23 protein-coding genes and 1 pseudogene are annotated in these 19,023 nt (G+C 64.8%); 10 read left to right on the forward strand and 14 right to left on the reverse strand.

The genetic code is table 11. From position 1 onward, the window contains the following. Positions 1–120 precede the first annotated feature (120 nt). Positions 121–2,160, forward strand: coding sequence for a tail-specific protease (locus BWR19_12615; GenBank protein APX93710.1), 2,040 nt, complete (start codon positions 121–123; stop codon positions 2,158–2,160). Between the two features lie 116 nt (positions 2,161–2,276). Continuing rightward, on the forward strand, positions 2,277–3,995 hold the full coding sequence (locus BWR19_12620) for a DNA ligase B (GenBank protein ID APX93711.1): 1,719 nt from the start codon (positions 2,277–2,279) through the stop codon (positions 3,993–3,995). Here BWR19_12620 and BWR19_12625 read toward each other — a convergent pair. The 3 genes from BWR19_12625 to BWR19_12635 form a co-directional block, all read right to left on the reverse strand. Then, positions 3,981–5,204, reverse strand: coding sequence for an RNA polymerase subunit sigma-24 (locus BWR19_12625; protein APX93712.1), 1,224 nt, complete (start codon positions 5,202–5,204; stop codon positions 3,981–3,983). The two genes, BWR19_12620 and BWR19_12625, sit on opposite strands and share 15 nt — an antisense overlap. A 3-nt stretch (positions 5,205–5,207) precedes the next feature. Continuing rightward, complete coding sequence (locus tag BWR19_12630; protein ID APX93713.1) at positions 5,208–5,567, reverse strand: hypothetical protein; 360 nt, start codon at positions 5,565–5,567, stop codon at positions 5,208–5,210. A 90-nt stretch (positions 5,568–5,657) separates the two neighbouring features. Then, positions 5,658–6,284: a lysine transporter LysE gene (locus BWR19_12635; GenBank protein APX93714.1), complete on the reverse strand. Its 627-nt coding sequence runs from the start codon at positions 6,282–6,284 to the stop codon at positions 5,658–5,660. 95 nt (positions 6,285–6,379) lie between these two features. Between BWR19_12635 and BWR19_12640 the strand changes: the two genes are divergently transcribed. After that, on the forward strand, positions 6,380–6,775 hold the full coding sequence (locus BWR19_12640) for a hypothetical protein (protein APX93715.1): 396 nt from the start codon (positions 6,380–6,382) through the stop codon (positions 6,773–6,775). Here BWR19_12640 and BWR19_12645 read toward each other — a convergent pair. From BWR19_12645 to BWR19_12660, 4 genes and pseudogenes are all read right to left on the reverse strand, one after another. Continuing rightward, positions 6,751–7,149 carry a glyoxalase gene (locus tag BWR19_12645; GenBank protein ID APX95016.1) on the reverse strand — a complete coding sequence of 133 codons (399 nt, stop codon included), beginning with the start codon at positions 7,147–7,149 and terminating at the stop codon, positions 6,751–6,753. The genes BWR19_12640 and BWR19_12645 overlap by 25 nt on opposite strands. 83 nt (positions 7,150–7,232) lie before the next feature. Beyond that, a pseudogene (locus BWR19_12650) lies at positions 7,233–7,451 on the reverse strand (MFS transporter). A gap of 174 nt (positions 7,452–7,625) precedes the next feature. Continuing rightward, positions 7,626–7,904: a hypothetical protein gene (locus BWR19_12655; protein ID APX93716.1), complete on the reverse strand. Its 279-nt coding sequence runs from the start codon at positions 7,902–7,904 to the stop codon at positions 7,626–7,628. A 264-nt stretch (positions 7,905–8,168) separates the two neighbouring features. Continuing rightward, a complete protein-coding gene (locus BWR19_12660; GenBank protein APX93717.1) occupies positions 8,169–8,888 on the reverse strand; it encodes a transcriptional regulator in 720 nt (239 codons plus the stop codon). Between the two features lie 125 nt (positions 8,889–9,013). Between BWR19_12660 and BWR19_12665 the strand changes: the two genes are divergently transcribed. From BWR19_12665 to BWR19_12675, 3 genes are all read left to right on the forward strand, one after another. Beyond that, positions 9,014–9,364 carry an antibiotic biosynthesis monooxygenase gene (locus BWR19_12665; protein APX93718.1) on the forward strand — a complete coding sequence of 117 codons (351 nt, stop codon included), beginning with the start codon at positions 9,014–9,016 and terminating at the stop codon, positions 9,362–9,364. Between the two features lie 102 nt (positions 9,365–9,466). Next, entirely contained in the window at positions 9,467–10,042 is a 576-nt protein-coding gene (locus tag BWR19_12670; protein ID APX93719.1) for a histidine phosphatase family protein, read from the forward strand. A gap of 99 nt (positions 10,043–10,141) precedes the next feature. Then, complete coding sequence (locus BWR19_12675; GenBank protein APX93720.1) at positions 10,142–10,579, forward strand: hypothetical protein; 438 nt, start codon at positions 10,142–10,144, stop codon at positions 10,577–10,579. Here the strand turns inward: BWR19_12675 and BWR19_12680 are convergent. Genes BWR19_12680 through BWR19_12690 form a run of 3 tightly spaced genes read right to left on the reverse strand, consistent with a single transcriptional unit; the run spans position 10,576 to position 12,954 of the window. Then, complete coding sequence (locus tag BWR19_12680; protein ID APX93721.1) at positions 10,576–11,313, reverse strand: arsenical resistance protein ArsH; 738 nt, start codon at positions 11,311–11,313, stop codon at positions 10,576–10,578. The genes BWR19_12675 and BWR19_12680 overlap by 4 nt on opposite strands. Beyond that, positions 11,310–12,473 carry a hypothetical protein gene (locus tag BWR19_12685; protein APX93722.1) on the reverse strand — a complete coding sequence of 388 codons (1,164 nt, stop codon included), beginning with the start codon at positions 12,471–12,473 and terminating at the stop codon, positions 11,310–11,312. Before BWR19_12685 ends, BWR19_12680 begins: the two co-directional genes overlap by 4 nt. A 49-nt stretch (positions 12,474–12,522) precedes the next feature. Beyond that, positions 12,523–12,954: a PadR family transcriptional regulator gene (locus tag BWR19_12690; protein ID APX93723.1), complete on the reverse strand. Its 432-nt coding sequence runs from the start codon at positions 12,952–12,954 to the stop codon at positions 12,523–12,525. A 125-nt stretch (positions 12,955–13,079) separates the two neighbouring features. On the opposite strand from BWR19_12690, the gene BWR19_12695 reads away from it, so the two are divergent. Beyond that, positions 13,080–13,811 carry a thioredoxin gene (locus BWR19_12695; GenBank protein ID APX93724.1) on the forward strand — a complete coding sequence of 244 codons (732 nt, stop codon included), beginning with the start codon at positions 13,080–13,082 and terminating at the stop codon, positions 13,809–13,811. 18 nt (positions 13,812–13,829) lie between these two features. Here the strand turns inward: BWR19_12695 and BWR19_12700 are convergent, their stop codons facing one another. Next, on the reverse strand, positions 13,830–14,636 hold the full coding sequence (locus BWR19_12700; protein APX93725.1) for a hypothetical protein: 807 nt from the start codon (positions 14,634–14,636) through the stop codon (positions 13,830–13,832). Between the two features lie 99 nt (positions 14,637–14,735). Between BWR19_12700 and BWR19_12705 the strand changes: the two genes are divergently transcribed. Then, positions 14,736–15,194, forward strand: coding sequence for a carboxymuconolactone decarboxylase (locus tag BWR19_12705; GenBank protein ID APX93726.1), 459 nt, complete (start codon positions 14,736–14,738; stop codon positions 15,192–15,194). A gap of 33 nt (positions 15,195–15,227) precedes the next feature. Here BWR19_12705 and BWR19_12710 read toward each other — a convergent pair whose 3' ends face one another. After that, positions 15,228–16,067 (reverse strand): phenazine biosynthesis protein PhzF, encoded by an 840-nt coding sequence (locus BWR19_12710; protein ID APX93727.1) that lies wholly within the window; start codon positions 16,065–16,067, stop codon positions 15,228–15,230. Positions 16,068–16,214: 147 nt separating this feature from the next. Here BWR19_12710 and BWR19_12715 point away from each other — a divergent pair, with 147 nt between their 5' ends. Both BWR19_12715 and BWR19_12720 read left to right on the forward strand, forming a co-directional pair. Further along, entirely contained in the window at positions 16,215–16,565 is a 351-nt protein-coding gene (locus BWR19_12715; protein APX93728.1) for a glyoxalase, read from the forward strand. 43 nt (positions 16,566–16,608) lie between these two features. Next, positions 16,609–16,878, forward strand: a complete 270-nt coding sequence (locus BWR19_12720) for a hypothetical protein (GenBank protein APX93729.1) — start codon at positions 16,609–16,611, stop codon at positions 16,876–16,878. Between the two features lie 25 nt (positions 16,879–16,903). Here the strand turns inward: BWR19_12720 and BWR19_12725 are convergent, their stop codons facing one another. Both BWR19_12725 and BWR19_12730 read right to left on the reverse strand, forming a co-directional pair. Continuing rightward, positions 16,904–17,782 (reverse strand): acetyltransferase, encoded by an 879-nt coding sequence (locus BWR19_12725; GenBank protein ID APX93730.1) that lies wholly within the window; start codon positions 17,780–17,782, stop codon positions 16,904–16,906. A gap of 262 nt (positions 17,783–18,044) precedes the next feature. Beyond that, positions 18,045–18,959 (reverse strand): ectoine hydroxylase, encoded by a 915-nt coding sequence (locus BWR19_12730; protein ID APX93731.1) that lies wholly within the window; start codon positions 18,957–18,959, stop codon positions 18,045–18,047. Positions 18,960–19,023 lie beyond the last annotated feature (64 nt).

The following is a 19,023-nucleotide window of genomic DNA, read 5'->3' on the forward strand; positions in this document are numbered from 1 at the left end:
TCATCCAAGAGTCTGTGTCTGGAGACGCAGGCTGCTACAATGCCGGCTCGGCCATGGCAACTCAGGTGCCGGACGCTGGTCTAGGGAAGAAGTGTACATGAAACCGGGAGTGCTTCATTGATGAGCCTGATTGCAGCCATTCGGCAATTGAGTGCCCTTGTGCTGGTGCTGACGATAAGCACCGCCATACATGCCCAACCCGAGCCCTCCGACGCACAACGTCAGGCTGCCACCGAGGTTGCCGAATCGCTACGCTATGGCCACTATGCCGATGTCAGCCTCGGCAAGGCCTGGTCGCGAGAGGCCTTCCAGCGTTACCTGGACGTCCTCGACGGACAGCGCGCCTATCTGACCCAGGCCGATGTGGATGAATTTCGCGACCTCGAGGGCCAGCTCGACAACGTGCTCTACGACGGTGAGCTGGAACCGGTCTTCGCCCTCCACCAGCGCTACCAGCAGCGCCTGGAGTCGCGTCTCAACTGGATTCTCGACCGCCTCGACGAGGGCCTGAACTACACCTACGACGACGAAGACCGCCTCGAGCTCGACCGTGAGGAAGCGCCCTGGGCCGACAGCCAGGACGAGCTCGACGAGCTATGGCACAAGCGGCTCAAGAATGCCGCCCTCAGCCAGCACCTCAATGACCTCGACGACGAACAGGTCATCGACAACCTGCGCCAGCGCTACGAAGGCCAGCTGTCGCGGGTGCGCCAGACCAACAGCGAAGACGTCTTCGGTCTGTTCATGGCCGCCATGACCAGCACCATCGACCCGCATACCGAATACATGTCGCCGCGCCAGGGCGAATCCTTCGATATCCAGATGCGGCTGTCGCTGGAAGGCATCGGCGCGCTGCTGCAGAGCGAAGGCGAGTACGTCAAGGTATCGAGCCTGGTGCCCGGCGGCCCCGCCGAGCGCGCCGGCGTGCTCGAGCCCGCCGACCGCATCATCGCCGTCGGCCAGGAGGACGAAGAGGAGATGGTCAACGTCATCGGCATGCGCCTCGATGAAGTGGTCGACCTGATCCGCGGGCCCAAGGGCTCGGTGGTGCGTCTCGACGTGGTGCCCGCCCAGGCCGTCGACATGACCCGCTCGCGGGTGGTGGAGATCACCCGCGACACCGTCAACCTGGAGGACCAGGCGGCCAGCAGCGAAGTGGTCGACATCCGCCGTGACGGCCGCGACCATCGGATCGGGGTGATCAAGATCCCGACCTTCTACGTCGATTTCGACGCCTGGCAGGCCGGCGAGGACGAGTATCGCAGCACCACCCGCGACGTGGCCCGCGAGGTCGAGTCGCTCAAGGAGCAGGGCGTCGATGGCATCGTCCTCGACCTGCGCAACAACGGCGGTGGCGCCCTGCAGGAAGCCAACTCGCTGATCGGCCTGTTCATCGACCGCGGTCCCACCGTTCAGGTACGCGACGCTCGCGGCCGCATCAGCCTCTACGGCGACACCGAGAGCGGCAGTCTCTACGAGGGCCCCCTGGGCGTGCTGGTGAATCGCCTGTCGGCCTCGGCATCGGAGATCTTCGCCGGCGCCATCCAGGACTACGGCCGCGGCGTGGTGCTCGGCAACCGCACCTTCGGCAAGGGCACGGTACAGACCATCAACGACCTCAGCCACGGCCAGGTCAAGCTGACCCGCGCCAAGTTCTACCGCATCTCCGGCGAGAGCACCCAGCACCGCGGCGTGGAACCGGACATCGTCTTCCCCAGCCTGCTCGATCCCGAGATCATCGGCGAGAGCGCCCTCGACAACGCGCTGGAGTGGGACACCGTGCGCGCCGTGCAGTACCGCAACTACGGCGAGCCATGGCGCTACCTCGAAGAGCTGAGTGCGCGCCATCGCGAGCGGGTCGAGACTCACCCCAACTTCATCTACCTCGAGTCCCAGGCCGAGCTGGCCCGCGAGCTGCGCGAAGAGCAGACCAGCGTCAGCCTCAACCGCGAGCAGCGCCAGCGCGAGATGGAAGAACTGGAGGGGCGCCAGCTCGGCCTCGAGAATGATCGCCGCCGCGCCCTCGGCCTCGAGCTGCTCGACGACTGGGTCGACGCCCGCGGCGAGGCCGAAGAGGAGAGCGAGCCCGCCGAGCGCGCCAAGCTGCTCGAGAGCGCCGAGGTACTGCTCGATTACGCCTTGCTGCTCGAACGCCGCTAGCCTTTCCCGGCTCCGCCTACCCCACTGCCCCGCCACCCTGGCGGGGCAGTGGTTTGTGTATTCGACTACGCTGATATCAACGCCGCGCCACGCGCGGCAGCGACAGGGATGTCAGCATGTACACCGACTCGACCCTTGGTAGAGGGCGACCGCGGCGCCGCCTGCAGCTACTTATCTTCGCTCTCCTGAGCAGCCTCGCCTGGCCACTGCTGGCCGACCAGTGCCGTCCCATCGACGAGGCTAGCCGCGCCCAACTGGAGGCACGGCTGGCCGAGTGGGACGCGGCCTATTATCAGCGCGGCGAGCGGCTGGTCGACGATAGCCTCTACGACCAGACCCGCCAGCGGCTGGCACAGTGGAAGGCCTGCAGCGGAGAGTCATCCGCCGTCACGGCACATGAACCCGACGGGCCGCTCGACCACCCGGTGGTGCAGACCGGCCTGGCCAAGCTCGACGACCGCGACGCCGTGGCGCGCTGGATGCAGCGCCGCCGGGAACATTCACTGTGGGTGCAGCCAAAGGTCGACGGCGTCGCCGTGACGCTGGTCTATGACGATGGCCAGCTGGCCCAGGCGATCAGCCGCGGCGACGGCGAGCGCGGCAGCGACTGGCTGGCGCATCTGCGCCGGGCGCCCCACGTCACCCAGCGGCTGACTGCGCCTTACCCGCCCCGCGTGGTGCTGCAGGGCGAGCTCTATCTGCGCCTCGAGCAGCACATCCAGGCCGAGCACGGCAGCGCCGGGGCACGCAGCGCCATCATCGGCCTGATGGCGCGCCACGCCTGGCAAACAGAGGATGCCGAGCGGGTTGGCCTGTTCGTCTGGGACTGGCCGGACGGCCCAGCCGACATGCAACAGCGCCTCGACCGGCTCGCCGCCTGGGGCTTTGGCGATAGCGTGGCGATGACCCAGGCCGTGACGCAGGCCGATGAGGTGGCCGCCTGGCGCCAGCGCTGGTATCGCGGCGCCCTGCCCTTCGCCACCGACGGCGTGGTGGTGAGGCAGAGCCAGCGGCCCGCCCCGCACACCTGGCAGCCGGCACCGCCGGCCTGGGCGGCGGCCTGGAAACATCCCGCCCAGCAGGCGCTGGCCGAGGTCCGCGGCGTCGAGTTCCGGGTCGGCCGCACCGGGCAGATCACCCCGGTGCTGCAGCTCTACCCCACCGCCCTCGACGACCGCACGATACGCCGCGTCAGCCTTGGCTCGCTGAACCAGTGGCAGCAGCACGACATCCGACCCGGCGACCACGTCACGATTCGGCTCGCCGGACTGACCATTCCTCAATTCGAGGCCGTGCTGACCCACCGCCAGCCGCGCCCGCCCCTGGAGATCCCCGACCCCGAGGCATTTCACCCCCTCAGCTGCCTGCGTCTGACGCCCGGCTGCGAGAGCCAGTTTCTGGCCCGGCTGACGTGGCTCTCCGGGCCGGACGGGCTGGACATGGCCGGCCTCGGCGAAGGCAGCTGGCAGCGCCTGATCAACGCAGGGCTACTCGAGGATCTGCTCGACTGGCGCGACCTCAGCCCGACTCAGCTGCAGCAGGCCCACGGCGTCGGCGAGGTGCGCGCCGCGCAGTGGCACGCCCTGTTTGCCGAGAGCGCCGAGCAGACGCTGCCTCGCTGGCTGGCGGCACTGGGGATGCCCAGGGTCGCGCCAACGGCATTACAAGACGCCCATGGCGAGGTCACACTGGCCGAACTGCGTCAGCGCTCCGCGGCCGACTGGCGCGCCCGGGCAGGCATCGGCGAGATCAACGCCGAGCGGCTGGTGGCGTTCTTCAGCGATCCACGCATCACCGCCTGGCTCGACTCCCTGGTCGACTCAGCCGAGGGCTGACTGCACCTCGGCCAGGCGGCGTTCGAGAAAGCGCCGCTCGGCGGCCTGGGGCGATAGCGCCAGCGCCTGGCGATAGGCCTGGGCGGCCTCATCGAAGCGCCCCAAGCGCCGCAGCAGGTCGGCGCGTACCGCCGGCAGCAGGTGGTAGTCCGGCAGGTGAATCTCATCGAGCAGCGCCAGGCCGGTTTCCAACCCGTCGGCCATGGCGATCGCCACGGCACGGTTCAGCGCCACCACCGGAGTCGGCTGCATGGCGTAGAGCAGGCTGTAGAGCGCCGCGATGCGTCGCCAGTCGGTGTCGGCGGCGCTTGGCGCCTCGACGTGCAGTCCGGCAATCGCGGCCTGCACGCAATAAGGCCCGAGCGGTCCTTGCCGCAACGCCGGGGCGAGCTGGGCGCGGCCCTCCTCGATCATTTCGCGATCCCAGCGCGAGCGTGCCTGATTCTCCAGCAGCACGATATCGCCGTGCTCATCGAGACGCGTCTCACGCCGCGCATCGTGAAACAGCATCAAGGCCAGCAAGCTCCGCGCCTCGGGCTCGGCGGGCAGCAGGCCGACCAGCAGGCGGCCCAGGCGGATGGCTTCGTGGCATAGCTCCTCGCGTACCAGGCGCTCGCCGCCGCTGGCAGCATACCCTTCGTTGAAGATCAGGTAGATCACCGCCAGCACCGCGTCGAGGCGCTCGTCGAGGGCATCGTCGTCCGGCACCTCGAAGGGGATGCCGGCATCGCGAATCTTGGCCTGGGCGCGCACCAGCCGCTGGGCCAGGGTCGGCACCGGCAGCATGAACGCCCGGGCGATCTCCTCGGTGGTCAGGCCGCCCAGGGTGCGCAGGGTCAAGGCAACCTGGGCGGGACGCCCCAGCGCCGGGTGGCAGCAGGTAAACATCAGCCGCAGGCTATCCAGCGGCACATCGTCATCATCCGGCGCCGGCGGCTCCCCCAGGGTCTGCTCGAGATGCACGACCAGCTCGCCCTGCTTGCGCTCGAGCATCTGGCGATGGCGCAGTTGGTCGAGCGCCTTGTGTCGGGCGGTGGCGGCCAGCCACGCTAGCGGACTGGGCGGTGTACCCTGCTCCGGCCACTGGCGCATGGCGGCCTCGAAGGCCGCCTGCAGGGCATCCTCGGCCAGGGCGAAGTCGTTGAATCGGCGAATCAGGCCGGCCAGCAGGCGGCCATGAGCCTCGCGATAGAGTGCGTCGAGGTTCATCGCCTACAGGCGGTAGGCGGGGTCCACCGGCCGCACCTCGACCGAGCCCCCGACGCGCAGTGGTGGAATGCGCCGCGCCAGCGCCAGTGCCTCGTCGAGGTCGCGACACTCCACCACATGGAAACCGCCCAAATGCTCGCGCGCCTCGGCAAAGGGCCCATCATGCGTCACCACCTGGCCATTCTGCTCGCGCAGCGTAGTGGCGCTCTCTACCGACTGCAGCCGCGCCCCGCCGCGGTAGGCGCCGCTGGTGACCATCTCCTGGATCAGCGCATGGTAGTCGTGCATCACCGCATCGCGGGATGCTTCCGGCAGCCCTTCCCATAGCGCCTCATCGATACAGCACATCAGCATATATTGCATGACGGTTCTCCCGGTTGCCTGGCAGGGCGACGTGCCCTGGTCACCCCTCTATCGTCACAGGCCGGCACCTTTCGACATCGCCAGCTGGCGTCAGCGCTGCTTCATGGCCGCCACCGACAGCCCCGTGACCACGAAGGTCAGGCCGGCACCCACGTTGAGGCCGGCGACCACCCGCGGTCGCGCCTGCAGCCAGGCGGACAGTCGCGCCGCAAACACCCCCATCAGCGAGAAGCCCACCGCGGTCAGGGCGGCGAACCAGACACCGTAGACCAGCATCTGCGCCGTGACGGAACCCGCCGCCGGATCGACGAACTGCGGTATGAAGGCCAGCACGAAGAGCCCCGGCTTGGGGTTGAGGGCCGCAGAGAGAAAACCGATGGCGAAGATACGCGACAGCGGCTGACGCCGGGCGGGAGCGAAGTGGATCAGGTTACGCGCCCTCAGTACCCGAATGCCGAGCCAGATCAGGTAGCCGGCACCGAGCGCCTTGACCACCCAGAAGGCCAGCTCCGAGGTCTGCAGCAGCAGGGTCAGGCCGAAGGTCGCGGCCAGGACATGCAAGAGGATCCCGGTGCCGGAAGCCAGCCCCGAGGTCCACGCCGCGCGCCACCCCTGGCTCAGGCCGCGTCCCACCGCCAGCAGGTTATCCGGCCCCGGAGCGAGCACCAGCAGAATGCAGGCTGCGGTATAGGCGACCCAAATCTCGAACGTAAACATTGGCCTCTCCTTGGTGCACACCTCGTCCCGGTCACCGAAAAGGATAGAACGCCCTGCCAAGGGCGCCACTGCTTGGCTTATCTCAAGGCTGCGGCGTGATCGCCTGGAACGCCGCCGCTGCCCTGCTCGGCTTCGGCGACAAGGAGCCCGGCGAGCGCAACATGATGCGCCTGCTGTTCGCCGACCCCCCACTACGCAGAAGGCTGCCCGACTGGCATCAGGATGCCGCCCGTCTGCTGGCCCAGTTCCGCTGCGACCTGGCGTCCGCCCCCGAGGACCCGGCCATGCAGGAGCTGATCGACGCCCTCACCAAGCTCTCGCCGGATTTTCGCCGCTGGTGGGAACAACCCAACCTGGAGGCCTACCGCTACGGCATCGGCACGCTTCTCGATGCCGACTCCAATCCGAGGGAGTACCAGCACGCCACGCTGCTGGTCGACGAGCATCGGCATCTCAGGATGGTGGTTTATTTCTCTTCTTCATCCGGATAAACGACAAAGGCCAATTTATTGCCGTCGCCATCACGCACATAGGCCGCGTAGAACCCTTCAGCGTACTGCGGCCGATAGCCTGGCGCGCCTTCGTCACTGCCGCCATTGCTGATGGCTATCTCATACAGCTTGTCGACCCGTTCCGGTGTAGTGAACTGGAAAGCCGTCATGGCGCCGTTTCCCACACTGGCTGCCTGGCCATCGAAGGGATAGCCGACAAAGAACCTGGGGAAGTCGAGATCGCTTTCTTTTCCATAGGAAACGCAGGAATCATCTTTCCAGCAGACATCCCAGCCCATTTCAGCAAAAAGCGGGTCATAGAGCTGCAGTGCTTTAGCAAGATTCTGCGTACCCACCATCGTGTAGGCAATCATGCTGTTACACCTCCTCTCCAACGTCATCATGTCTCCGAATGGCAGCGTAGCGCAGCCTGTTTCCTGCGCCACTGCCCCAGCGCCTAGCCCAGGGCCGGCAGTACGAGCATCGCCGACGCCCAGGCGCAGGCGGCAAAGCCGAAGTGGGTGAAGATCGGCCGGTAGAGCAGCGCGCCAGCAAACACGCACAGGTAGGTAATGGCACTGTATAGCCCCATGATGGCCCCGCGCTGCGTCGGGTCTAGCTCGGCAAGCTGTCGCATGAGCAGGTTCAGGCCCAGGTGATTGCCCACGCCCCAGGCAGGCATTGGCGAAACGATCCTGGAACTCCTGCAATAGCTGATCCGGGTCGCTGCCGAAGGAAATGGCGCAAATCCCTTTTTCGCTGGTCGCGACTAGAATGCTGCCCAGCGAGCATTCTCCCAGGGCGAAGCGAATCTCCATGTCCTTTCCTCCCGAGCGGTAACGTTTCGGCGTCATGCTGAGCATGCGATTGGAACCGGCATAGAAGCGCCCGCTGGAATTGAAGCCTGCCTCATAGATCGCCTCGGTACGGTTGCTCGGTGTGCCAGCGCCTGGCGAGCACGTTCCGCCCGGCAGGCGACCGCATACGCCTTGGGCGTCAACCCCGTGGCCGACTTGAAGACGCGATGGAAGTGAAAGCGGCTCAGCCCGGCGGCTTGCGCCAATTCGTCGAGCGAGGGGAGTTCGTCGGATGTCTCGATCAGACGGCAGGCCCTGGACCCGCCTGGCACAATCCGTCCCTTGCTTTCAAAGTGAACCCGCCTCGTCGCGGCATTTCGTAACATTCGCAGCATAGCATCGCACGCAAGCCTGAATGACCACTCTGGGAGGCTGCTACTCTGTTCCAAATGACTATCCCACAAGCATTTACTTACCTGGAAGGGCCTACATATCGACTCTTGGCCGGAATTGTCTTGGCGCATCTGCAGGAGGCGGCATGGAGTTTCTCGTCAACCTGGACGTGGACGACGTAGGCTTTCGGCCCCGAGGTCGGGCTACGACGAGATCGCGACCGCTTGATCATTCTCTGGCGAACCGATCACGACCCCTAACTCGCGTGCCAGTGCCTGATGCCCCAACTCGCTGATACTCACCACCCGCGAGTGCTTCTGCCGGCCGATCCAGCCCAGTTTCAGCATACGCTCGGCCATGGCTGCCCCCAGCGCCCCGCCGAGATGATCGCGCCGTTCGCTCCAGTCGAGGCAAGGATAGGCGAAACGCCGGCGACGCTTGCGCAGGGAAGCGATATCGATGCCGAAGTTCGAGAACCAGGCCTCGCCCCGCTCCGTTACGTCCAAGGCCTCGCCATCCGTCACCAAGTACTCCCTTTCGAGCAGTACCGCCGTCATCCTCGTACCCAGTTCACCCGCCAGGTGGTCGTAGCAGAATCGCGCAGCCCCCATGGCACCGGCTGGCCGCCTGCACGGCGACACCGCCTTCATCGGTTTGGCCACCACCATCAGCGCCTCGACGGCATGCGCCACCTTGGCTGTCGCCAGCCGGTAGTACTTGTGCCGCCCTTGTGCCGCCGAGGCAATCAGCCCATCGCGCTGGAGCCGCTTGAGATGCTCCGTCGCCGTACCCGGCTGTACCCCGCAGCCGTAGGCAAGCTCCTTGGCAGTCAATGCTCGCCCCTCCATCAGCAGCGCCAACATGCCCATCCGGGTAGGCTCGCCAATGGTACGGGCGAGGCGCGACAGGTCTGGCTCATCCATAGTTCGCTCATCACCTAACGGTTTATGTCTGACAAGCATAGGCCAAGGAGACACAATGAAGCGACATTGAACAAGACGAAGCGGGATCATCGCTTCAATACCGATAAGTCAAAATGGAGTGCCCTATGATCGCCATTATTTTCGAAGCCACACCAAAGCCCGACCGCCGCGACCAATACTTCGACATCGCTGCCAGCCTGCGCCCGCTGCTCGATGAGATCGATGGTTTCATCTCCATCGAACGCTTCGAGAGCCTCACCCAACCGGGCAAGGTTCTGTCGCTCTCCTTCTGGCGCGACGAGGAGGCCGTCGCCGAGTGGCGCCGGCTCGAGCGCCACCGCAGCGCCCAGGCCATGGGCCGAGAGGTGGTGTTCGACGACTATCGCCTGCGCGTGGCCGGGGTAATCCGCGATTACGGCATGCATGAACGCGAACAGGCGCCGGCCGACAGCCGCGAGCGCCACGAGCGCCTTTGAGCACCGACTCACTAGCGCCCAGTCGCTGGTACCTTGCGGGTCGCTTCAATCACCCGATTGAGATAGCCTCATTGTCGCTTCCAACCCGCTTGGTACCTCCCCATGCTCAGCCTGCGCCATCTCACTTTCGCCTTTCTCCTCAGTGTGTTGGGCGCTATACCTGCCAGCACCCAGGCTAACGAGGCAACCTGGCAGGCGCTGCAGGAGGGCGGCCTGGTGATTCTGATGCGCCATTCGCTGGCGCCGGGTGTCGGTGATCCGACTGGGTTCGAGCGTGGCCGCTGTGACACGCAGCGCAACCTTTCCGCCGACGGGCGTGCCCAGGCCGAGGCGGCCGGCCGGGCGTTACGCCAGCGAGACGTCCCGATTGCGGCGGTGTTCTCGTCTCAGTGGTGTCGGGCCTTGGATACCGCCGAGCTAATGGATGTCGGTGAGGTAGCAGCGTCGCAGTGGCTTGACTCCTTCTTCCGTGAACGTAGCGAACAAGCTGAGCGCACCAGGAGCGCCCGCGAGCGCATTCTGGGCTGGCAAGGCCCGGGTAACCTGCTACTGATAACGCATCAGGTGAACATCTCGGCGCTGGTTGGCGGCGGCGTGGGGTCTGGCGAAATGATCGTGGTGCGCCCAGATGGCGACGATATGCAGCGGGTGGGACGGCTAAGCATTCGCGCTGATTAAGCAGCTGCCAATGTTTGCCTGCCACCAGGTAGGTGTCGAAAGCGACTATGTTGAATCGATGTAGGGAGGTAGCACCAACAACACCCCTGGAGACCCACCATGCAGCTTTCCACCTACCTGCTCTTCGACGGCAACTGCCGCGAAGCCTTCGAGTTCTACCAGCGTTGCTTCGACGCCAAGCTCGAGGCCGTATCCACCTACGCGGAGATGCCCGCCAGCGAGGGCATGGACGTTCCCGCGGAAGCCAGCAACCTGGTCATGCATGCCCGGCTGCGCATCGCTGACCAGCTGTTGATGGCCTCGGATAATGCCCCCTTCTGCCCGGCGCCCTATGAAGGTATCAAGGGCGTGAGCATTGCGGTCGGTGTCGATTCGGTAGAGGAGGCCGAACGCCTCTTCAATGTCCTGGCCGACAGCGGCACCGTGCAGATGCCGCTCGAGGAAACCTTCTGGGCACACCGCTTCGGCATGCTAACGGACCGATTCGGTGTCGCCTGGATGATCAACTACGACAAGGAGGAGCAGGCCGCCGCCTAGCGCACTGCCGCCTTGTCCGTCACCGGATCGGCCTTGGCGCCGGCCGCTTCGCGGCGCTCCGAGTAACGGTCGACCAGAGGCTCGGCGTGAGGTCGCAGCAGCAGGGTAAAACGCACCAGCTCCTCCATCACATCGACGATACGGTCGTAGAGCGGCGAGGGCCGCATGCGCCCCGCCTCGTCGAATTCCTGGTAGGCCTTGGGCACGCTGGACTGGTTGGGGATGGTGAACATGCGCATCCAGCGCCCCAGCAGGCGCAGGGTATTCACCGCGTTGAACGACTGCGAGCCGCCGCTGACCTGCATGACCGCCAGGGTACGCCCCTGGGTGGGGCGTACCGCCCCCATGCTCAGCGGCAGGTGGTCGATCTGGGTTTTCATTACGCCGGTGATCTGGCCGTGGCGCTCGGGGCTGCACCACACCTGCCCCTCCGACCAGATGGCCAGCTCGCGAAGTTCGCGCACAGAAGGGTGATCGTCGCCAGCCACCTGGTCCGGCAGCGGCAGGTCGGAAGGGTCGAAGATACGCGTCTCGGCGCCGAAGTGGCGCAGCAGCCGTGCGGCCTCCTCCACTGCCAGGCGCGAGAAGGAGCGCTCGCGCAGCGAACCGTAGAGCAGCAGGATGCGCGGCGGATGCCCCAGCGGATCGGGCAGGCCCTGGCCAGGGGGCTGGCGAGCGAAACGCTCATCAAGCGCGGGCAGGTAATCGGGGTCAGACAGCGTGCGAAGCCTCATGTCGCCTCCTTCATGGCGTGGGTTTGCAGAACGAGCAGCGCCACCAGGGCGGCGAGCCCCAGGGCGGAGGAGAACAGTAGCGCCTGGGTGCCAAAGCGCTCGATCAGCAGGGCGAAGGTGAGCGGCGCCAGCGCCTGGCCGAAGCGTGCCGGCACCATCAGCACGCCCTGGCGCAGGCCATAGCCGTGCGGGCCAAAGATGGCCAGCGGCAGCGTGCCCTTGGCGATGGTGAGAATGCCGTTACCGGCGCCGTGCAGCAGCACGAACAGCGTGGCCAAGGGCGCCCCCAGCGTCATCACGCCGAGCGCTCCTATGGGGTGGGCGATCACCGCCAGCTTGGCCGAGAGCAGCGGATGGAAACGCTGCAGTAGCGAGAACTCGAGCAGACGCGCCGCCACCTGCGCCGGCCCCACCAGCGCCGCGGCGGCAATGGCACCAGCAGGCGACAGGCCTGCGATCTGCAGCAACCATGGCAGGTGCGCCGCCATGCCGGTACTGACGAACCAGGTCACTGCGAAGACGAAGGCCAGCAGCGCCATGGGCAGCCAGGTCGTCTCCCCTTCGGCCGCGGACGCCTCGGTTCGGGGAGCGGGCGGTTGGATGCCGAAGGGAATCAACAGGCGGTTGAGCGGCAGGCCCAGCAGCAGGTGCACCGCCGCCCAGGTGAAGCAGGCGTTCTGCCAGCCGAATTCGGCGTTGAGCCAGCCGGTGATCGGCCAGCATACCGTGCTGGCAAAGCCCGCCAGCAGTGAAATACCGGTGATGGGGCCGCGCGCCTCGCGGCCGTAGAGCCCGGCCAGGGTCGAGAAGGCCGACTCATAAAGCCCCATGCCCATGCCGACGCCGATCACCAGCCACCCCACCCACAGCATCATGGGCCCGCTAGCCAGCCCCAGCAGCACCAGGCCCAGGGCGAACACCAGGCTCGACACCGTCAGTACGTCGCGTCCGCCGAAGCGGTCGATGCGCCGCCCCACCGCGGGCCCCAGAATCGCCGAGACCACCAGCGCCGAGGAGAACGCCGCGAATACCGTGCCGGTGGAAAGGCCGAGATCCTGCGCCATGGGCACGGCGAGAATCGCAGGCAGGTAATATGTCGAGCCCCAGGCCAGGGTCTGGGAGACACCCAGGGCAATGACCACACGGGTGCGGCTGTTCACCTTATACCTCGATCAACGAGGTATCGAGGCCTGAAAAAACGCCTTGGGCTCATTCTTCATGCTCCTCCTGGTTCACCCGATTAGCCGTCGCCACGCCCGCCATGCGGCGACTCTCGACGATGCAATCGGTGGCTTCCAGCCAGGCATCTACCGCTACCTGGAAGGCCTCCCGCCCCTTTTCCGTCAGCGCGTAGACCTTACGCGAGCGCCCCTGCACCACCTCCGCAGTGGAGCTCAGGTAGCCGCCCGCCTCGAACTCGTTGAGCATCGGGTAGACCGTGCCCTCCGAGGGGCTGCAGCAGCCCTTGGTGCTCTTCTCCACCGCCTGCACCACCTCGTAGCCGTGCATCGGCTTGCGATGCAGCACGCTGAGCACGAAGAACTTCGACAGCGACATCTTGATCGTGCCGTGCCAGTACGAAGGCTCGCTGTAGTCGGGAATCTTGCGGCCGGTGGCCGCATAAGGCGTTGTCTTGGTCATGACGGAAATCTATACCTCGATGATCGAGGCGTCAATATTCTCGCATGTCGCCAAACGCCCTCCTGTCGAATCCGCCCCCATCAGGACGACTACCTCGTGCCAAGACAGCAACAGGAGAACTTCTCATGTCAGCGCACGATGCTATATCCCGTCCCGTCGTCTCTCGTGAAGAATGGATCGCCGCCCGCAAGGAGCTTCTGGCAAGGGAAAAGGAGCCCACCCGCCTCCGCGACGACCTGAACGCCAAGCGCCGCGCCTTGCCATGGGTAAAGGTCGATAAGGAGTATGCCTTCGATACGAACGAAGGCCGCAAGACGCTCGCCGAGTTGTTCGATGGACGCAGCCAGTTGATCGTCCACCATTTCATGTTCGGCCCCGGCTGGGGAGAAGGCTGCATCGGCTGTTCCTTCACGGCCGACCACATCGAAGGCACGCGGGTGCACCTCGAACACCACGACGTGAGCCTGGTTCGGGTCTCCCGCGCCCCGCTCGACGAAATCGAGGCTTACCGGCGGCGCATGGGCTGGCTGGTGACGTGGGTCTCCTCGCACGGCAGCGACTTCAACTACGACTACCAAGTCTCGTTCACTCCCGAAGCGATCGCCCAGGGAACGGTCACCTACAACTACGCCACGGCCAAGGTCTCGATCGAGGACCTGTCCGGCCTCAGCGTGTTCTATCGAAACGCCGATGGGGAAATCTTCCACACCTACTCGACTTACGGGCGCGGCGACGAACTCGTCGACAGCACCTACATGCTGCTCGACATGACGCCCCACGGCCGCAACGAGACGGGGCCTCACCGCAACCTGATGGACTGGGTGAAGCGCCACGACGAGTACGAATCACCGGGATAAGCTGCCCCACCGCCCATCTTACTGCTGAGGTTCGCGACCATACCGCCGCCGCACATGGTCAAGATAGCCGCCCGGGGTGACGCCGGTCACGGACTTGAAGTCGTGGATGAAGTGCGACTGGTCGAAATAGCCGGCGGTGAAGGCAGTATCGGTCAAGGAAGTGGCACTCCCGCCCAGCTTGATCAGCTCGCGGCTATGGGCGACACGCAGCAGCCGGGCGTAGCGCTTGGGCGAAAGCCCCACGTGGCGCTGAAACAGCCGCTCCAGACGGCGCTGGCCAAACGGCAATTCCTCCACCAGCGCTGCGATGCTGACCTGGCCTTGGTGTTGCTGCAACCAGCCAAGCGAGAACACCAGCCCCGGCGGCACCGGCGCCGCGTTAAGCAGCCTGCCCAGCAGATATCCCTCCAGCAGTGCCAGGCGCCCGGCCAGGTCAGAGACCTGCCACAGCCGCTCATGTAGCGTTTCGAGCTCGAGCCGGCGCAAGGCATCTCCCTGCGTCAGTCCCCCACCGGCCAGAGCCGACAACGCCTCACTAACGAAGGGAAACGCCATGCCCGGCAGGAAGCGTACACCGAGCAGGTCCAGCGTTTCCCCCACCGCCAGCCGCGCCGTGCGCCGCTTGGGGCCATCGACCCAACAAGCGCCACCCACTCGCTCACCGTCGCGCTCGAGCATGCCACCGAAATTGAACAGCAGGCCGGCGGCACCATCCGGATGTAGCAGCTCCACCCCCGCCGCTTCGCTACTCGCTTGCCCCCTGGCCTGCCAGAAACACTGCAAGTAGGGACGCAGTGCCGCGCAAGGCTGGAACCGACGAAGCATCAGGCCTGCAGCAGAGCGACCAGCAGGTCGAAAACCTACAATGCCACCGCTGTCTGTCTGGCTAGAGTGGGACCCTACTTTCACTCAGGAGACCTCCCAATGCGCATGAACTACTTCTCGGCCAGCCCCGAAGGCCTCAAGGCGATGCTCGGCCTACAGCAGCATGTCGCCAGCTCGGCAAAACAGGAAGCGCTGGGTGACGGCCTGATGGAGCTGGTCTATACCCGCGTTTCACAGCTCAACGGCTGCGCCTACTGCATCGACATGCACACCAAGGACGCGCGCAAGGCCGGTGAAACCGAGCAGCGGCTCTACGCCCTCAGCGCCTGGCGCGAAACGCCCTTTTACACCGAGCGCGAGCGCGCCGCTCTCGCCTGGGCCGAGGCCAATACCCTGATTGCCGGCAACGGCATCGACGAGGCCTTGTACGAAGCCACCCGCGAGCACTTCTCCGCGAAGAGCCTGACCGATCTAACCCTGGCGGTCTGCACCATCAATGCCTGGAACCGCCTGGCAATCAGCTTTGCCGCCGAGGCCGGCAGCTACCAGCCCACGTGACTATTGCGTCGCGCCTTACCCTGCGGCACCGGCTCAATGCTCCAGGCTCACCGCCTGGCCGGTGACGACGATGCCGCCAGTAAGCGGGACATCCACCTGCAGGCGGCTGGGCCGGCCCATGGCCTCGCCCTGCCGGATCGTCAGCTGGGCAGGCGCCTGTAGCAGGCCGGCATCGCGCAGGTAACCACCCAGCGCCGCGGCGGCCGCACCGGTGGCAGGGTCTTCCACCACACCGCCCACCGGGAACGGATCACGGGCGTGGAAGTGCCCTTCGCTCTCGCGCCATACCAGCTGCAGCGTGGTCAGCCCTTCACGCAGCATCAGCGCCTTGAGACGCTCGAAATCGTACTCGAGCCGTTCGAGGCGCTGCTGTGTCTTGCATGCCAGCACCAGGTGCCAGACTCCGGCATAGGCTCGCGCCGGCGGAACATCGAGATCGAGTTCATCCATCTGCCAACCGAGCAGTTCGCACACCGACTCGACCAATTCATACTCGGCGGGGCGAAACTCCGGCGTCACCGACACCAGCGACGCCCGCCACTCCCCTTTCACCTGATTGACCGTGACGCTCACCTCGCCCACTGCCGTATCGAGCAGGTAGCTGCCCGCCCCGCTCAGCTGACCCATCAGCACACCGCTGGCCACCGTGGCATGGCCGCAGAAGCTCACCTCCGCCTCGGGGCTGTAGTAGCGCACCGTGCGACGCTCACCCTTGGACGGGGCGATAAAGGCGGTTTCGGAATAACCCACCTCTGCAGCGATACGCTGCATCTCGGCCGGCTCGGGCAGCGCCTCGCCCAACCACACCCCCGCAGGGTTGCCACCGCTCGGGGTATCGGTAAAGGCTGCAAGCCGATGGAGGGTACCGCTCATGGGAGTCTCCTCGGTGATAAAGGGTGCCCAATCATAGTAGGCGGAAGGGAAATGATAGAGCAGGCAGGACGATAGCGAAGCGACTATGTTTAAGCATTTCGTAGCCCTGCACCGGCCACGCACAACAACACACCCCCGAGGCGCCAGATGAAAGTCAAACGCATCATGTCCAACTCGGCCACATCGGATCTCGACAAGGCTGCTACCTTCTATGGTGACATTCTGGGTCTCGATCTGCTCATGGATCACGGCTGGTTTCGAACCTACGGCTCGGACGAGAAAATGATGGTTCAGGTGAGCTTCGGCACCGAGGGTGGCTCCGGTACACCGGTGCCCGATCTCTCCATCGAAGTCGACGATATCGAAACGGCACAGGCACGCTTCGAGAAGGCCAGCATACCCATCGAATACGGACCGGTAAGCGAGCCCTGGGGCGTGCGAAGGTTCTACGTTCGAGACCCGTTCGGCAAGCTCATCAATATCCTGCAGCATGAGTGAGCCATTTGCTCAGAACATTCTCCGTGCAGATTGGGAGGGAGCCATGGACGAAGACCTGGACAAGATGACCCGCGAACAATTGATCGCAGAAGCCAAGCGGCTACGCCAAGGCATTCGTGAGCACCGCGACTGTAGCGGGCACGATCTGTGCTGGCACCACCCAGCCCTCTGGGCATTGCTGCCCGACAAGAGCGACCCGGTTCCCGTGGTACCTGAATGGCCGGAATTCATCCGTGGCTGCATCAAGTACCGGCAGTCACTCGATGAACAGATGCCAAACGCCCCGCGTACCGATGAGCCGTATGGTGAATAGCCCTACTGCCCAACTGGACCGTCAACTAGGCCGACGCCTCGACTAGCGACTCAGCCCGCCTCAGCAGCGCCGCTTCCTGGTGCGGCGCAAGCACAAGGCCGAAGCGCTTGCGCAGTATCTGCGGCAGCGCCTCGGCATCGAGTCGCTGCAGTTCAGGCGCCTCGCCGGGACGGAAGATCTTCAGCTCCAGATCGGTCAACGCCAGGCGCTCCTCAGCGCCGTTGTGCTGGGCGACGATGCGGCGCACGAAGGGCGAGTCCGGATGATGGGAGACGAGATAGTTCTGCTCTTCAAAGTCGGCACGGTAGTAAGGCTCGTCGCTGAACTGGTAGAGACTGAACCAGCCGCCGTGGCGGTGATGGCGCAGCAGCCAGTACCCCAGCGATGAGCGCTCCAGCCGATACTCCCAGCGGCCGTGGCGCGCCTCGACGCCCTCGTCGAGACGGATCGGCTCGCGCGGCCCAACGTTGCCGACCCCCACATCGACCAGCCACTGATGCCCCGCCACGGTGACGTTAAGGATGGTGTGCCCGAGTGGCGTCACCTTGTCCGCATCGTCGCCCATCAGTATCCGCGCACTGCGCCCTTCGACGACGAAGCCGAGCCGATCAAGCACCGTGGCAAACAGGATATTCTGCTCGTGGCAGTAGCCACCCCACCGCCGCCTCACCAGCTTGTCCTGCAGGCTCTCCAGGTCGAGGCGGATCTTGCCGCCGGTGACGATCTCGAGATTTTCGAAGGGCACCGCCGCGAGATGCGCACGCTGCAGCTCGTGCAGCGTACTCAACGTCGGGGTTAGTGGTCCGCGATAATCGATGCGCGCCAGGTAGGCGTCGAGGTCAAGCGGCGATGTTTCCCACCGAGCCGAATCGTGAAGAGCGGATCGAGGCAGCGTAGCGGTCATATGTGAAGACTCCCTATCCCAGCGGCACACCGCCGCTGATGGCCTTGCCATGCCGACACATAAGGGCCGGCCCACTCTTCGGAGCCTAATACCTAAAGTTCAGTTGAGATCAATGAAACCGCAGGCTATCGCCGTCATAGCGACCGCCAATGCTGACTTTCATCCCGTATCGCGGACTATCACACCGTCGAGGAGGCAGCAATTGCTTACCTGCCTCCTCAACGAATGAACGTCACTCAGCCAACGCGACCAGGTGCGTCGCCTACGACTCATTCAGCGGCTCGAGTGGCTGCCAATCGGAGCGTTCGGCCAAAAACTCAGGTCTTGGCCGGTTGCCGCAGTACGGTTCGTGGAGCGTGTTCTCGACACTGTTATAGACGAAGAACAGATTGCTCCTTGGCCAACATGACATATTGATATTCGAGCCGTGCAGGGTATTGCACTCGAAAATGATCAGCGACCCGGCAGGCCCTTTGGGCGCTTCGATGTCGTTCTCCAGCATCAGCTCACGCAGGCTGCTGGCGGGCGGCACCCCGACCTCCTGGCTCTTGAGCGACTCCTTGTAGTTGTTCTCCGGCGTGCGCCCTACACAGGGCACGAAGTAGCGGTGCGAACCGGGAATCAGCATCAGCGGCCCGTTGAACTCACCGTTATCGGTCAACACGATGGAGCAGCTCAGCGCACGCATGCGGGGCATGCCGTCCTCGCTGTGCCAGGTCTCGAAATCGGAGTGCCAGTCGAAGCCCTTGCCCTTGAAGCCGGGCTTGTAGTTGATCCGTGACTGGTGGATGTAGACATCGCTGCCCAGCAGCTGCTTGACGATTGCCAGCAGGCGAGGGTCACGCGTCAGACGGTTGAAACGCTCGGAAACCTGATGGATGCCGAATACGGTGCGAATTTCCTCACGACCGGGTTCGAGAATCGTGCCCTCGGACAGCTTCAGATCGGCATCGTCTTCGTAGCCCCGCAGCTCGTCGATAAAGGCCTGCATATCGTCCGCATCGAAGAAGCCGTCGAACGACAGAAACCCGTCGCGCTCATACGCTTCGATCTGCGACTTGTCCAACGGGCCGTTGGCGAGCTGTGTTTCATCGCCGTATACCACCGGATCGATGCGCTCGAACATGCCCAGCTTGCGTTCCAGGCGGGTGGGAAAGAGATCTTGCGAGTCTCTCATAGCAAACTCCTCCATTAGTCTGCATTTAGCCGGTGCGTCACTGCACCCATTCCTAACGTAGCCG

This window comes from Halomonas sp. 1513 (genome assembly GCA_001971685.1).
Lineage (GTDB): Bacteria > Pseudomonadota > Gammaproteobacteria > Pseudomonadales > Halomonadaceae > Franzmannia.

What these genes read in the sequence shown, in the direction of transcription:
- BWR19_12615 (APX93710.1), top strand. Translation starts at nt 121, where the DNA reads ATGAGCCTGATTGCAGCCATTCGGCAATTGAGTGCCCTTGTGCTGGTG.
- BWR19_12620 (APX93711.1), top strand. Translation starts at nt 2,277, where the DNA reads ATGTACACCGACTCGACCCTTGGTAGAGGGCGACCGCGGCGCCGCCTG.
- BWR19_12625 (APX93712.1), bottom strand. Translation starts at nt 5,204, where the DNA reads ATGAACCTCGACGCACTCTATCGCGAGGCTCATGGCCGCCTGCTGGCC.
- BWR19_12630 (APX93713.1), bottom strand. Translation starts at nt 5,567, where the DNA reads ATGCAATATATGCTGATGTGCTGTATCGATGAGGCGCTATGGGAAGGG.
- BWR19_12635 (APX93714.1), bottom strand. Translation starts at nt 6,284, where the DNA reads ATGTTTACGTTCGAGATTTGGGTCGCCTATACCGCAGCCTGCATTCTG.
- BWR19_12645 (APX95016.1), bottom strand. Translation starts at nt 7,149, where the DNA reads ATGATTGCCTACACGATGGTGGGTACGCAGAATCTTGCTAAAGCACTG.
- BWR19_12660 (APX93717.1), bottom strand. Translation starts at nt 8,888, where the DNA reads ATGGATGAGCCAGACCTGTCGCGCCTCGCCCGTACCATTGGCGAGCCT.
- BWR19_12665 (APX93718.1), top strand. Translation starts at nt 9,014, where the DNA reads ATGATCGCCATTATTTTCGAAGCCACACCAAAGCCCGACCGCCGCGAC.
- BWR19_12670 (APX93719.1), top strand. Translation starts at nt 9,467, where the DNA reads ATGCTCAGCCTGCGCCATCTCACTTTCGCCTTTCTCCTCAGTGTGTTG.
- BWR19_12675 (APX93720.1), top strand. Translation starts at nt 10,142, where the DNA reads ATGCAGCTTTCCACCTACCTGCTCTTCGACGGCAACTGCCGCGAAGCC.
- BWR19_12680 (APX93721.1), bottom strand. Translation starts at nt 11,313, where the DNA reads ATGAGGCTTCGCACGCTGTCTGACCCCGATTACCTGCCCGCGCTTGAT.
- BWR19_12690 (APX93723.1), bottom strand. Translation starts at nt 12,954, where the DNA reads ATGACCAAGACAACGCCTTATGCGGCCACCGGCCGCAAGATTCCCGAC.
- BWR19_12695 (APX93724.1), top strand. Translation starts at nt 13,080, where the DNA reads ATGTCAGCGCACGATGCTATATCCCGTCCCGTCGTCTCTCGTGAAGAA.
- BWR19_12700 (APX93725.1), bottom strand. Translation starts at nt 14,636, where the DNA reads ATGCTTCGTCGGTTCCAGCCTTGCGCGGCACTGCGTCCCTACTTGCAG.
- BWR19_12705 (APX93726.1), top strand. Translation starts at nt 14,736, where the DNA reads ATGCGCATGAACTACTTCTCGGCCAGCCCCGAAGGCCTCAAGGCGATG.
- BWR19_12710 (APX93727.1), bottom strand. Translation starts at nt 16,067, where the DNA reads ATGAGCGGTACCCTCCATCGGCTTGCAGCCTTTACCGATACCCCGAGC.
- BWR19_12715 (APX93728.1), top strand. Translation starts at nt 16,215, where the DNA reads ATGAAAGTCAAACGCATCATGTCCAACTCGGCCACATCGGATCTCGAC.
- BWR19_12720 (APX93729.1), top strand. Translation starts at nt 16,609, where the DNA reads ATGGACGAAGACCTGGACAAGATGACCCGCGAACAATTGATCGCAGAA.
- BWR19_12725 (APX93730.1), bottom strand. Translation starts at nt 17,782, where the DNA reads ATGACCGCTACGCTGCCTCGATCCGCTCTTCACGATTCGGCTCGGTGG.
- BWR19_12730 (APX93731.1), bottom strand. Translation starts at nt 18,959, where the DNA reads ATGAGAGACTCGCAAGATCTCTTTCCCACCCGCCTGGAACGCAAGCTG.